This window comes from Virgibacillus sp. Bac332 (genome assembly GCF_003667785.1).
GTDB lineage: Bacteria > Bacillota > Bacilli > Bacillales > Amphibacillaceae > Virgibacillus > Virgibacillus salarius.
In genome coordinates this window covers 53,219-65,691 of sequence record NZ_CP033047.1, presented here as the reverse complement: position 1 = coordinate 65,691, position 12,473 = coordinate 53,219, and the positions used below count along the sequence as shown (strand labels likewise).

Annotated in this window: 17 protein-coding genes; 7 read left to right on the top strand and 10 right to left on the bottom strand. The window is 31.3% G+C overall.

Features of this window, described 5'->3' with window-relative positions; genetic code table 11:
• Positions 1 to 86 precede the first annotated feature (86 nt).
• A complete protein-coding gene (locus tag D9782_RS22610) occupies positions 87 to 1,007 on the bottom strand; it encodes a tyrosine-type recombinase/integrase (RefSeq protein WP_162986507.1) in 921 nt (306 codons plus the stop codon).
• A 251-nt stretch (positions 1,008 to 1,258) separates the two neighbouring features.
• Here D9782_RS22610 and D9782_RS22605 point away from each other — a divergent pair, with 251 nt between their 5' ends.
• The 5 genes from D9782_RS22605 to D9782_RS22585 all read left to right on the top strand — a co-directional run bounded on the left by D9782_RS22605 (position 1,259) and on the right by D9782_RS22585 (position 5,212).
• A complete protein-coding gene (locus tag D9782_RS22605; RefSeq protein ID WP_121606030.1) occupies positions 1,259 to 1,801 on the top strand; it encodes a MerR family transcriptional regulator in 543 nt (180 codons plus the stop codon).
• A 201-nt stretch (positions 1,802 to 2,002) separates the two neighbouring features.
• On the top strand, positions 2,003 to 2,308 hold the full coding sequence (locus D9782_RS22600) for a hypothetical protein (RefSeq protein ID WP_121606028.1): 306 nt from the start codon (positions 2,003 to 2,005) through the stop codon (positions 2,306 to 2,308).
• A gap of 247 nt (positions 2,309 to 2,555) precedes the next feature.
• Positions 2,556 to 2,861, top strand: a complete 306-nt coding sequence (locus tag D9782_RS22595) for a hypothetical protein (protein WP_121606027.1) — start codon at positions 2,556 to 2,558, stop codon at positions 2,859 to 2,861.
• Positions 2,862 to 3,189: 328 nt separating this feature from the next.
• Positions 3,190 to 3,852 carry a DUF5819 family protein gene (locus tag D9782_RS22590; RefSeq protein WP_121606026.1) on the top strand — a complete coding sequence of 221 codons (663 nt, stop codon included), beginning with the start codon at positions 3,190 to 3,192 and terminating at the stop codon, positions 3,850 to 3,852.
• Positions 3,853 to 3,871: 19 nt separating this feature from the next.
• On the top strand, positions 3,872 to 5,212 hold the full coding sequence (locus D9782_RS22585; protein WP_121606025.1) for a DCC1-like thiol-disulfide oxidoreductase family protein: 1,341 nt from the start codon (positions 3,872 to 3,874) through the stop codon (positions 5,210 to 5,212).
• Between the two features lie 63 nt (positions 5,213 to 5,275).
• On the opposite strand, the gene D9782_RS22580 is transcribed toward D9782_RS22585, so the two are convergent.
• From D9782_RS22580 to mobQ, 6 genes are all read right to left on the bottom strand, one after another.
• Positions 5,276 to 5,575 carry a hypothetical protein gene (locus D9782_RS22580; protein WP_121606024.1) on the bottom strand — a complete coding sequence of 100 codons (300 nt, stop codon included), beginning with the start codon at positions 5,573 to 5,575 and terminating at the stop codon, positions 5,276 to 5,278.
• Positions 5,572 to 5,778 (bottom strand): helix-turn-helix transcriptional regulator, encoded by a 207-nt coding sequence (locus D9782_RS22575; RefSeq protein WP_121606023.1) that lies wholly within the window; start codon positions 5,776 to 5,778, stop codon positions 5,572 to 5,574. The genes D9782_RS22580 and D9782_RS22575 overlap by 4 nt, the downstream gene beginning before the upstream one ends.
• 520 nt (positions 5,779 to 6,298) lie before the next feature.
• Positions 6,299 to 6,937 carry a hypothetical protein gene (locus tag D9782_RS22570; protein WP_121606022.1) on the bottom strand — a complete coding sequence of 213 codons (639 nt, stop codon included), beginning with the start codon at positions 6,935 to 6,937 and terminating at the stop codon, positions 6,299 to 6,301.
• Between the two features lie 364 nt (positions 6,938 to 7,301).
• Positions 7,302 to 7,691 carry a hypothetical protein gene (locus D9782_RS22565; protein WP_121606021.1) on the bottom strand — a complete coding sequence of 130 codons (390 nt, stop codon included), beginning with the start codon at positions 7,689 to 7,691 and terminating at the stop codon, positions 7,302 to 7,304.
• Between the two features lie 388 nt (positions 7,692 to 8,079).
• Entirely contained in the window at positions 8,080 to 8,322 is a 243-nt protein-coding gene (locus D9782_RS22560) for a thrombospondin type 3 repeat-containing protein (protein ID WP_121606020.1), read from the bottom strand.
• A 23-nt stretch (positions 8,323 to 8,345) separates the two neighbouring features.
• Complete coding sequence (mobQ, locus tag D9782_RS22555) at positions 8,346 to 10,406, bottom strand: MobQ family relaxase (RefSeq protein ID WP_162986506.1); 2,061 nt, start codon at positions 10,404 to 10,406, stop codon at positions 8,346 to 8,348.
• Between the two features lie 264 nt (positions 10,407 to 10,670).
• On the opposite strand from mobQ, the gene D9782_RS22550 reads away from it, so the two are divergent.
• Positions 10,671 to 10,874 (top strand): hypothetical protein, encoded by a 204-nt coding sequence (locus tag D9782_RS22550; RefSeq protein ID WP_121606018.1) that lies wholly within the window; start codon positions 10,671 to 10,673, stop codon positions 10,872 to 10,874.
• Positions 10,867 to 11,112, top strand: a complete 246-nt coding sequence (locus D9782_RS22545; RefSeq protein WP_121606017.1) for a hypothetical protein — start codon at positions 10,867 to 10,869, stop codon at positions 11,110 to 11,112. The genes D9782_RS22550 and D9782_RS22545 overlap by 8 nt, the downstream gene beginning before the upstream one ends.
• Positions 11,113 to 11,224: 112 nt before the next feature.
• Here D9782_RS22545 and D9782_RS22540 read toward each other — a convergent pair whose 3' ends face one another.
• From D9782_RS22540 to D9782_RS22535, 3 genes are read right to left on the bottom strand one after another with little or no spacing between them, the layout of a single operon-like run.
• Entirely contained in the window at positions 11,225 to 11,881 is a 657-nt protein-coding gene (locus tag D9782_RS22540) for a Fic/DOC family protein (protein ID WP_121606016.1), read from the bottom strand.
• On the bottom strand, positions 11,871 to 12,032 hold the full coding sequence (locus D9782_RS23275) for an antitoxin VbhA family protein (RefSeq protein ID WP_162986505.1): 162 nt from the start codon (positions 12,030 to 12,032) through the stop codon (positions 11,871 to 11,873). The genes D9782_RS22540 and D9782_RS23275 overlap by 11 nt, the downstream gene beginning before the upstream one ends.
• 41 nt (positions 12,033 to 12,073) lie before the next feature.
• Positions 12,074 to 12,445: a hypothetical protein gene (locus D9782_RS22535; protein ID WP_121606015.1), complete on the bottom strand. Its 372-nt coding sequence runs from the start codon at positions 12,443 to 12,445 to the stop codon at positions 12,074 to 12,076.
• Positions 12,446 to 12,473 lie beyond the last annotated feature (28 nt).

Sequence of the window (12,473 nt, the reverse complement as noted above, 5' to 3'; positions counted from 1 at the left end):
CGTTTTTATAAGTTAAATGCGAACAATATTTATCCTGATATTATTGGCCAACTTCTTAAAAACGAATATTAAATTTGTCATATCTATTATTCACTTAAATTTGCTTTGATATAAACTTTATAGCGGTGTAAGGAAAATGTATTGGACAAGCGGAAATAGGTTTGAATTTTATTATCTTGATCTCCTCTTCTCAAACGATAAAGAATGCAGCTGTTCCTAAGATGTTTTGCAGAAATTTTCCGAAGTCCTGCCAGTTGCACTTCATCTTTAATCATTTCTTGAATTCCTCTAATTGATAACCTTTTGGGAGATTCTTCAGAGTAATCATATATAAACTCATTTGTAAGGTTAAAATACGCTACAAATAAAGGATCTTTCGTTTTTAAACGAGGTCTTTTCATTCTATCTATTGATTTTAAGTAATTCTGTATATACTGAATATGCTCTTCTGAAAGCTGATAAGTTACTGTACGGTCCTCATGTAGGACATCGATTGAACATTGAGCTAAATTAACCATCTCCATATTTATTTTTGAGATATCGCTCGGTTTGAATCCATAATATCTTATTAAACAAATAATAGCTAAATTTCTATTTATAAGTTCGTCTCTAGCTGACGAATTAATGTTTTTTTTCATTGATGATAATAATTTAGACATCTCGTTTTCTGAAATAAAGTCACTATCCCTTAACGGCACCCTCTGATATTCTTTTATACGATTTGATAATACTTGTGTATCGATATTATATAAGTTCAGCAATTTATTTACTCCTGATAACAGCCTTTTACGTGTAGTTATGGAAAGGTTAGAACGTTCTAGGTAATCAATATAGGACTGTAAATCTATAGAATTCAAATTGGAGAAGCTCTTCTCCTTCTTGTAAGTCTCTAACCAAACAAGAAATTTCTGAAGGTCAGATGAATATTGCTTAATAGTAGAAGATTTTCTGCCCGCAGTCTTTAATATCTTTAAGTAATGGTCAAGTTGCTCCTGATAATATCCCATTAAGACCTCCATTAAACAAATACATATAATTTTACGCACCCTAGTTTGTTTATTATAACATACTTATGCATCTAAGGGAGGGGCAGGGTGAAATAGTTCACTTATAAAGGATATTCTGAATTCTCATAGAATATATAACTTAAGTGTTGAAACAAGTTTTAGATGCTTGGTAATCTTAAATATTAAGTTTTAAGGTAGATAAATATATTTTCATATAGGTATATACATATGTTTGAAAGGTTGGTGTAAAGATGTGCGAAAGTGAAAATCAAGGTTCTAATAACATCAATGAAAACCAAAGTGAGATGTTGCTAACAGTTAAAGAAGTAGCACATCACATAAATGAAAGTCCACATGTTATTAGGAATTGGATGCGAGAATTAAAAGGTCACGTTCCTACTCATAAAGGTGATAATAATTACCATTATTTTAATAAAATATCTATTGATCGATTATTGCTAATTAAAAAATTAAGTAGAGAGCAAGGATATTCTTTAAGACAGATTCAACATTATTTAACTACTGGAGAAGATCCTTTAGACCCTGAAATAAAATCTGATAATCAAGATATGATATTACAAGAATTGAAGGAAATTAAAGAAGATCTTAAGAATCAAAAACAATTTAACCAAGCATTAATTCATAAGTTAGATGAGCAGAATCAATACATTAATGATTCAATCAATAGGCGTGATCAGCAATTAATGAAAACTTTGCAAGAAATGCAGCAAGCAAGAATTGAGGCAAGCGCAACAAATGAGAAGAAAGGGTTCTGGAGAAAAATTTTTAAATGAAATATAAAAAAGTTATTGCAATAAACCGCCTAGTAAAAGGATTAACATTTCGGAAATTTTGTACGCTAAAATATCGAAATGTTTGCAGTACCCCAATTATAGTAAAAATTAACATTTTTGTGTATTTTTTGTTGACGTAAATCTATTTACATGTAATAATCCAATTTGTAACATATATTTTACAGAGAGGAGGAGATAGTATTGAAAAAAGGATTAATAGCCTCATCATTAGCTTTGTCTGTCCTATTAGGTGGCGCTGCATTTTCTTCAAGTTCAGTAGGGGCTGCACCTATTACTGAAAAGGAAATCACCGTGGAAAATGTTCAAAATGATAATACTGCAGAGCCAATGTTCTGGGCTGCAGTTGGTAAAGCAGCTGCAAAGGGAGTTGCTTGGGGCGCTGGATGGGTTGCTGGCGAAAAAGGAGCCAATGCCATTTTAGGGAATAGCGTTGAGAATAACACATCCTACAATTATCAAGAAGTTAAGGAATCTTTTGACCTTTAAGTCAACCATGAGAGATTTTTCTAATGAAATCAAAATTTCAGTAGAGGCGACACCGATTTCAAAAAAACTAAACAATAAAGCTGTACAACATGAAATGCAAGACAAAGCTGAACCGATGGTTTAGTTATCATTTGTAGACGCGGTATTAGGTGGTAGTAGATTAATCTATGGCAGCAGTAATCATGAATAAACACGTTTTGAATACAAAAATTCCGAATAATTCAACTTATAAAAGGGAGAGGATTTTATGAAACGTAAAATTATTGCATCTTCATTAGCTTTATCTTTGTTATTAGGTGGCGCTGCATTTTCTTCAAGTTCAGTAGGGGCCGCACCTATTACTGAAAAGGAAATCACCGTGAAAAATGTTCAAAATGATAATACTGCAGAGCCAATGTTCTGGGCTGCAGTTGGTAAAGCAGCCGCAAAGGGAGTTGCTTGGGGCGCTGGATGGGTTGCTGGCGAAAAAGGAGCCAATGCCATTTTAGGGAATAGCGTTGAGAATAACACATCCTACAATTATCAAGAAGTTAAGGAATCTTTTGACCTTTAATTGTTTGTAATTTTAGGTGGCGCTGTATTTAGTTCCAGTGTAGGACAGCACATATAGATGAAAAAGGAATAAATACACAAAAAATTAATAAAGAAAGTGCAACTGAACCTATGGCCTGGTGTGCAGTAGCCAGAAATTCTGCTTTTAGTGCTGGAAACTTGTTGGAAAATCAGTAGCTGGTGCACTAGTAGGCGGAGATTCAGTTACAAAAGAAAAATATGAATACAAACAGATAATAGAATCTTATGACTATTAACCCATTTCCCTTTGCTCTACCGCAAATAGAGCAAAGGGATTCATAAGATAATCCAATAAGTGAGGTATACAAATGTGGAAAAAAGTTTTTGCGTCTCTTTTATGTATTGGATTAGTATTCCATTTAGGTCTAACACTAATTTATAATACACCATCTAACCCTTTAAAAGCAAAATACAATAATTATATCTCTTTTTATATGGACCCCTTATTCACACAAAACTGGAAGTTATTCGCACCAACTCCAGTGACCAATAGTAGTGAGTTTTATGTAAAAGCCAAACTTAAAACTGAAGATGGAGTAAAAACTACCGGATGGATAGACTTGGTGAACTATATGATCAATAAAAACTATGATAATAGATTTACTCCTTACAACAGATTATTAAGAATCCCTAGAGGTGCATATACTCTCCGACAAGAGAAAGATGAAACCATTCAAGAAATTATAAAGAAAGTAAATGACGGTCAACTTGAAAAAGAAAAATATGAACATTTAATTGAGAGCGACAGAAATAAAGCAGATGCCGAGAAATCTATGGAAATACTTAATCGATTCGCTGAAGCTCACTTGAGTAGTACTTATTTAAAAGAAAATATCATTGAATATAAGGTTCTTTTAGTCGAAACAGAACCAATTCCTTTTTCTAAAAACGGAAATGCGAATTTTAAAAACAAAGAACATTTTATTGAATTTGAATGGACCAAGCCACAAAATGTTGTATCTATGTTTTAGTTAGAAGGGATGAAAGCTAATGTTTAAGAAACTATTAGAACTAAATCAAACTCAACATATGTTAATTGGTGCGAGTTTAATTCGTATTTGTTTTGGTTTCATTATCCTTTATAACTACGTTATTCATTATTCTCAGCGTTATTTTTTATGGGGTCATAACGGGATAATGGGAACGCAATCAAACGGATTGTCTCTGTACGGATTAAGTCAATCAAATCTATACTTTGATATTTTATATCATATTGGTATTTTAGTTGCCTTTCTTTTCCTCATTGGTTATAAGGGAAGGATCACATCAGTGTTAAATTTTATTTTTGTGTGGTCCTTAATGGCACAAAATAATATTATTCTTGATGGTGGCGACAATATTTCTCGAATATTATTGTTGTATTTGTTGTTTGCTAACACAACAAGTTATTTTTCTGTAGATAAAGTATTAAGATTGAGAAATAAAAAGGCTGTAATAAAAGATAAGGCTAACCAGCTATCCCTAACAAATTTGTTACATAATTTAGCAATAGTTGCCTGTCTTGCACAAGTAAGTATTCTCTACTTAACTTCTGGTCTTCATAAAGCTATGGGTGAGTTGTGGCAAAATGGAACTGCACTTTATTATATACTTCAGGTGAATGAGTTTTCTCATCCTTATTTTAAAGATATATTGTTATCTTCAGAGCTTCTTCTTGTTATCGGCGCGTATTTTACAATAATTGTACAGCTAGCATTTCCATTTCTATTATTCAATAATAAATTAAAATACTTCGCCATGTTTGGTGTCATCAGCATGCACCTTGGCATTGCAGTAGTCATGGGGCTTGTTAGCTTTTCATTTATTATGATTTGTAATCAATTGCTTTTCTTAACAGATAAAGAATATCATTCACTATCTGTTAATATGAAGCAACTATATAGTAAGATGAAAAGGGTTTTTATGCCCAAAAGAAATCAAGATCTCTCTGCGGAACAAAATATTAAAACTGTTATAGTATTATATGATGGTTGGTGTCCTTTTTGTATTAAAAGTATTAATAAGTTCAGAAAATTGGATTGGTTAAAGCGAATAGAGTTCCAATCTTTCAGAGAATCTTCAACTTCCTTACCATTAGGTGTAGATATTTCTATGTTGGAAAGACGAATGTATTCGATTATACTACCCACGAATAAATTAGAGAATGGTATAAACAGCATCAACAGAATATGCAAAAACATACCATTTCTATGGTTTTTTGTACCATTATTGAGTTTGTCATCTAAGATAGGGATGGGGCAAAAAGTTTATGACTGGATTGCAAATAGACGAACTATTTTTCCTACTGGTTCCTGCAATGAGAAAACATGCGAAATTCCAATTAAAAAGTAGGGATTCTTTACAACACTTTGAGAAGGTACTTCTCAAAGTGTTGTATTTGTATATTTGTATTTTTTATATTCGTTTAGCTACAGCTAAATATATTGAGGAAACAATACTTTGAATAAAGAATATAATCATTACGTAATAAATAAAATACTCTTTATGAATCACATCTAATATGGCTACTAATGCAACGCCAAGAAGTATTCCTCCTGTTAATATTGAATAAGAAAAAGATTTAATTTTAAAAATTAATAACTCTCCTCGTTCATCCATTGATTCCTTTTTTCTTTCAAAATTGGCTTTGTATATTTCCGAAACAATAACAAGTAATGCTAGCACTATAAATAGGGTTGTAGTTAACGTAATCATACAACTTCCTCCTTAAATTTAAATACTTCTGTAATCTCTTTTCCCAATGAATTAGAAATCTTAAACGCCAATATCAATGAAGGGTTATATTTGTTTTTTTCTAAGGCTGCAATTGTTTGGCGACTAACACCTACGTCATCGGCTAAGTGTTGTTGGGTCCACTTCTTCTCAGCCCTTCCTACAGATATATAGTTCTCTAACATATGATACCTCTTTTCTTTCCGTACTTCTAATACAATAATTGTAGTTTATTTCTTACATATTGTAAAGTATTTACGACAATTAAATTTATTATACTAGATTATTCCCTTTAATAATTTACTTCCTCAAAAAATTATATATTGTAATAGCAATACTTCAAGATTAATTGAATGTTGTTAGAGTCTAGTCTAAGATAGTTCCGGGCAAAGAGAAAAAAGAAGTAATTATCTCTCTACACCTCTTTACTACAGTGCTGAAGGACGTTGGTTTAATAACGCTTTAACAGCTGCAGATGCATCAGCTGGTGGAGATGTATCCTCAACATCTAACTATTACGGATATTTACCTCAACCAGATAATATTATACTATTCAATTACAATAACGGCTTCTTTAGCTCCGTTATTATGTTTGTATGCCCGATATCTGCGCATGCTCTTGGGTTAAAGTCCCTAACTGTGAAAGTCGTTGTAGCTGTTATCTGAAAGCAAGATATGTTTATAACTTGTAGGATGCGTAAAATTTTATTTGTATTGTTCTAACCATTTATTTATTTTCTCCTTTACATTAAGTGTAGTGTCTTTTATATCATCATAAATAAGTGAAAAAAGTGAGTACCAGGAGACTACTTCATTATGAGGGTTATTGTTATTTATATATTGTAATACCATTTTTAATTCTTTCATTCTATTGTTATCTATATGGTTATGGAGATAAAGCTTCACAAAGCTATTCAATATATTTGTATTACGAACACTGGCATCTAATAAAAGTGCAGTTGCTTTTGAAGGTGTTACGTCAAGAGCTTCAGATAACGATCGTATTCTTTCATAATCCTTTTGACTAAACCTAGTTGTCACTCTGTCTGTTTTTCCTTGCGCTATTTTTCCTGCTATAGAGTTCCTTTCAAAATCCCCAATATAGTAAGTATTATTTAATGAATAATCCCTTCTAAAAAACTGTGATAAATGTTCTATGACTTTTTTTGATTGCAATCCTTTCAGGCAAAGTATCTCCACTACATCTTTTACAGGTGTTCTTGTAATATATGATAGTCTATATATGCAATTTTTAAGATCCACTGATATTGTCGGTTTAACATCTCTTTTTTTGTCAATTCGTGTTTTTCTTTTTTTAGCTCCTTCTTTCTCTACCCTACTCATAATACATCCTCATTTCCGTTTTTTTCTTTAGGACAGTGTCACTGTGTCCTAGACTTATTTCCATATATATGGTGATTGGGGAGGAGGTATGTATATATTCTTTTATAATTGACCAAACTTTGTAAAAACAAATTAGGGAGAGTTTGATATGAAAATGTCAAAAGAAGATGCTAAGAAATTAGCAAAAAAAGCTAAAGAACAAAGCAAGAAATACGGTATACCACTTAAAAAAAGAAAAAAACCATCCTGTACTGGATAGTTTTTTGAGGATAGTGTTAGGGTGCGTAAAATTTTATTTTTGATTGATCACAAATTCATTGGTACTCCGTTGCATGATTTAACTTTTGCTTATATCATACTTTAATTAAACTAAATAGTTTTCTTTATCTATCCCAAATCCATCAGCCATATCTAAAAGTTCTCCGTAGTCATAAAAGTCAATATCATGTAATTCATAATTGCACTCTTTATTAACTAGGGAATAAAGCTTATCTACATCGATTGTAAGTGTAATTGCTTTGTAAATAGTATCGATATTGTCAATTAAACCTGTTAGATCATAAAAATCAAAATATGATGCACTTTCATTGATTTTTTCTTCTAGTTCTAAATACTTCAAATGAAGTTCATTTAGCAATCCTTCCTGTCGAGCAACAAAGACCATAGATTTAAAAGCATGCACTAATGCTAAAGTGGAAACTTCGGATTTTTCATTATCTACACTTTTTTCATTTAATATGTTTAGTGTTTTCATTGTTTCTCCTCCTTAAATTCATTTTTTCTTTTGAAGTGCTTCCCGAAGAGAACTCAGTTCCCGCAAAGGGGAGTATTTTTCCCTTTTGCTGGTGAGAAATCTAAAACTAACAACATAAAGCGTCAATAGGACCATGAAATACCAGACAGACTGAAAGGAGGGAGGATATGTCGTGAAAGCCTATTGATGGTTTGTGCAGGTCTTAGTGGATAGGCGGAAAGGTTCGGGTGTCCTACCGCCTATCCACTTAGTCCGTCTGTTACGTTTTACGATTCGGGAAGCAAAAGGAAAAATATAATGAAAAAAGCAGGCGTATGCCTGCTAGCCTTGTTAACAATATCTTCGCTCAATAAAATCTTTTCCTAACGTAATCCTTTATTAGATTTCTTTATAAAGATAAATCTAATCCCTTTTGTTTTTTTCTTAGTTTTTTAGGATGTACATCCAAATTATCTGGGATTCCATCTTCATCTGTGTCAGGATTTATCGGATTAGTCCCTAACTTCTTTTCCTGAAGATCGGTTAATCCGTCTTTATCTGTGTCACGCATTGATAGGTCCTTTTCCACCTTTTCACGCATACTACGACCTTTCTTGCGTTTTGATAGTAGCTCAAAATCTTTTTTATACATTTAAACACTCCGTTCTTATATTTTTATAATGGTGGTCCTGATCGGTGAATATTCTTTCTCTTTCCTCTACTTTTTGATTTAGACTGAAGATCTTTTTCAAATTGATTTTTAGAAGCAAAGTTCCGATTTTCGAATATTTCTCTTAACAAAATATTTGTAACTCCCGAAGATACAATTGATAGATAGTTAGTTTCAAATTCAGTATTTATATTTTCATTTACACTCTGTAAAATACTATTTCCTCTATCCTCTTTTTCTACCAACTCTCTTGGATTTATTTTAATCAACATGGCTTTTGCTTCATTAGATAATTCATCCATGTTCCTTAGACATTCATCTTTAAAGAACATCAGATAACGCGGATTATCGACTTGGAAAGTTGGATACAACCGATTAATTGTTTCCTTACTTTCTTTTTGATTATCCGTTAATAAATAAATTATTCTGGTCTGATCTTTGGTGCTATATCGTTGTATATTAGGTATAGATTCTAGTGTGATTTCTTGCTCATAATATTCTGTCCCAATTATTAAAATTTCTTTTTCTTCTAGTGATAGTCTCTCAGCATCAATGGTAGGGTACAATTTTTCAATTTCTAAGTCATAAAACTCATTCATTAAATCTTTAGCTTTAAATATGTCAGTAATCTGCCCAACAACGGTTTTCAGTTGTTTCATTTCATTTGGGTACTTCAATGCCGACTGTTTTACTTTATTCTCATTTGATGCTGCAGTTACACCTGTTTTCTTTTCAATGCTGTCCCTTATGTTATTTAATTGCTTAAGTTTATTATCAATTGTTAGTACAAATGCATATCTATTACGCAGTAGATGGTTAACTTGTTTCTGTAAGTTTTCAGAGTAAACCTCATCTGCTATTTGATCTAATTCTTCCTCTGATAACAAACGATTATTGTTAATTGTTTTTTCTACTATCGAAATTTTTTCTTCTAACTCTAAGCTATTAACATCCCATGTAGAGTAATGTGACTTTATAAAACGTTCGCTTTCGTCATTTAAAATACTATTAGCTTCTATTAATAACTCTTCTTCTTTATTTATTCGGTCGAGTTGTTTTAATTTTTGTGCACTATCTTTTTTAAATTGAATCGATTTTCTCCATTTTTCTAACTGTCGTGTTCGTTCGTTTATAGATTGAATATTAACAAACATCTTTAATTCTCTAGCAATATTACTTAGTTCTTTTTTCTCCATTGGAGAAAATTTTCTAGCAAATTTATTTTGATAAGAAAATTGGTTTTTCTTTTCTTTATATTTTTTTAAATCCTCTACAGTTTGGTTATATTTTCTTACTTGCTTGTTATGAGAAACACGATCAGATATTTGTCCATTTTTCTCCATTTTTCTAGCAGTATAACCTTCGTGAATTGTAGGCATTTGTTCAATTCCTTGATCTATATTTGATAAATGAGAAATTTTTTGATTGATATCATTTATTTCAAGGTATTTATTAGTTTTTTCTGCCCATAATTCTCTCCAGAAATTAAAAACTACTTTTTTGTTCCAATCAGTAAGATCTACTTTATCAAAATCTTTTTTTCCATTTTTCTTTAGTATATGATTACCCTTTTCATCGAACTTGTATACTCTTTTTGATTTCATCCCCCAAGACCCATCTTCATTAAACGGTCTAATCGTTAGCATGACATGAAAGTGGGGGTTATTAATGTCATCTCTATGTATTGCAATATCAGAAACCATTCCACGATCAACAAATGCTTCTTGGCAAAATTCTAATGTTAGCTTTTCTTGTTGTTCATGACTTAGCTCAACTGGTAATGCAATATTAAATTCTCGTGCGAATTGTGCATTATAATTTTTTTCAATCTTATTTACTTCATTCCATAGTCTCTGACGATCATACACCCAATCTGGAGCATGATCTGGTCCAAGTATATGCGTGATTGGTTGAGTTTCTCTTTTATAAAAAAATGATTGATTGTCAACTTCATCAACTAGTTTATCGCCGGAACGATAAGCAGCACATGCTAAAGGGCTTTTTGGTTTACCTGTTTGTTTTGATATTCTGCTCATCACTTGTCCACTAAAATGATAAATAGCCATTATTGACTTCTCCAATCTATTAAACATGAGCAAAGCGAATTTTCCAACCACGCCTGACGCAAACAAAGTTAGAACATAGTTCTGACTTTTTTGAGCACGTCACTCTGAAAGAGTGTATAAGTGCGCCATTAGCTTTGCTATGGATCTATCGTACCATTATTACTGGGATTGATCAATCATATTTATATTGACAATAAAAATGACATTGTATGTCACATTGTATTCTGTTAGAATATAAAAAACAGTGAAATTGGAGGAATATAAATGCAGCAAAATGTCGAATCTAAAATATCAGCAATTGATGCACAAATCCAAAAACTTCAAGAAAAAAAGAAAAGGGAGATTAATAAGCTACAAAAGAATGTAGGAAAAAAATTTCTTTCTACTTTTAACTTAGAAGATAAACCTATATCGGAAATTAATGCATTTATTGACAATCTGAAATATGATAAGGAAAATCATGAGTAATGAAATTAATAAGATAAATGAAATGATTAGTAAACTTGAACGAGAAAAAAAAATTTATGAACATTCTCTAAGTAAAGTTAATAGGAAAAAAAGAACAAGAAGATTAATTCAAATAGGAGCTTTATCAGAAAAATATTTTGATCTTTATCAATCGGATATAACAGAAGTGGAGGAAATTTTTTCTCAGTTTTCTAACTTTGTAAAATCTAATAAGCTCGATAAACATAAAAAAAAATAGGAATTCTCAATATGAGATTTCCTATTTTTCGTTTAATTAATATATCTACTCTTTTGGGGTACTGGTATAAATGACATTATCTAGAAACCGTTCTATTACCTTTTGATATACGCTAAAGTTCTAATTCATTTGCTTTTAATTTTAAAGACTTGTATTCTTTAATTAAATTTTGGTCTGGTTGTTTATTAACAATTGCAATATCAAATATTTCTTTAAAGGCATATGAATCTGTAACAGACTTAATAGAAGCTTTCATCATTGATGTTGCATCTATATTAGACCAATTCAATTCATACCCATTCATTAAGGCCAATACCCTAAAGAATTCTCTTTGAGTTCTCCCATTACCCTCACGGAACGGATGCAGTATGTTGATCTCAGAAAAATAGAATGAGGATTGTTTACTAAACTTTTCTTTATCTAATCCCTGGAGGGATTTTCCTCCTTTTAGTTCTTTAAGAACACTATTTCCGTAAGACTCAATATACATCGGATGGGCAAATTTTGTAGCACCTTTTTCTATCTGTTCTTTTCTTAATTCTCCAGCAAATGGGTAAACATCTTGAAAGATGTAATTATGGATCTTTTGTAAATGTGTTAAACCAAATAAACCTGTTATTGGATCGTTATATAGTTGAGCTAACCTTCTTGTAGTATATGTGATTTCTAGGTTATCTAACTTTTGTTGCTCTTTTAAGTTAAAGTTATTTTTCAATACTTCAGTACCAGGATACCAATATAACGATTGACTTCTATATTTATCCCTCATCGGCTAACTTTTTAGCCCCTTCTTTAAATTCTTCTTCAGTTATCTTTTTATTTATTCTATCGAGTATTAATTGTTGTTGTTTTTCTGATACTTTAAGTCCTTCCATAGCTTGAGAAGCCTTAGCATATTCCATAGCTTTATTTACATCCATAGATCATTCTCCTTTGCTAATTAATACAGATATTATAACATTTAAAATGAACTTAGATCTGCACTTATCGTCTCTTCTCTATCCTCTTTATTAGATTCCTCTTTTTTCTCGTTCTTTCTTTCAGTACTTTGATAATTATTATTAATTTTAGATCTTAAATCATCTTGATCAATTCTTTCATTGTTGAAGTATAATATTTCTGTATGCAGTTTTTTAGCAATATTGTGGTCTGTTACATCTTCATATCCGAATCGGTCAATACAATGTTCTATAAGAGATAAGAAACTATTTTGAGGATTTCTTTGTGCAGCTATCCATTTTGTGAACTTCCTCTTTTGTTCATCAGCTCTCGAATCAATGTTAATAAGGTATCTTGATTTTACTTTGACCGTATTTTCATGTTCTTTTACCATTTTAAGTCACTCTCCTAAAATAATATAA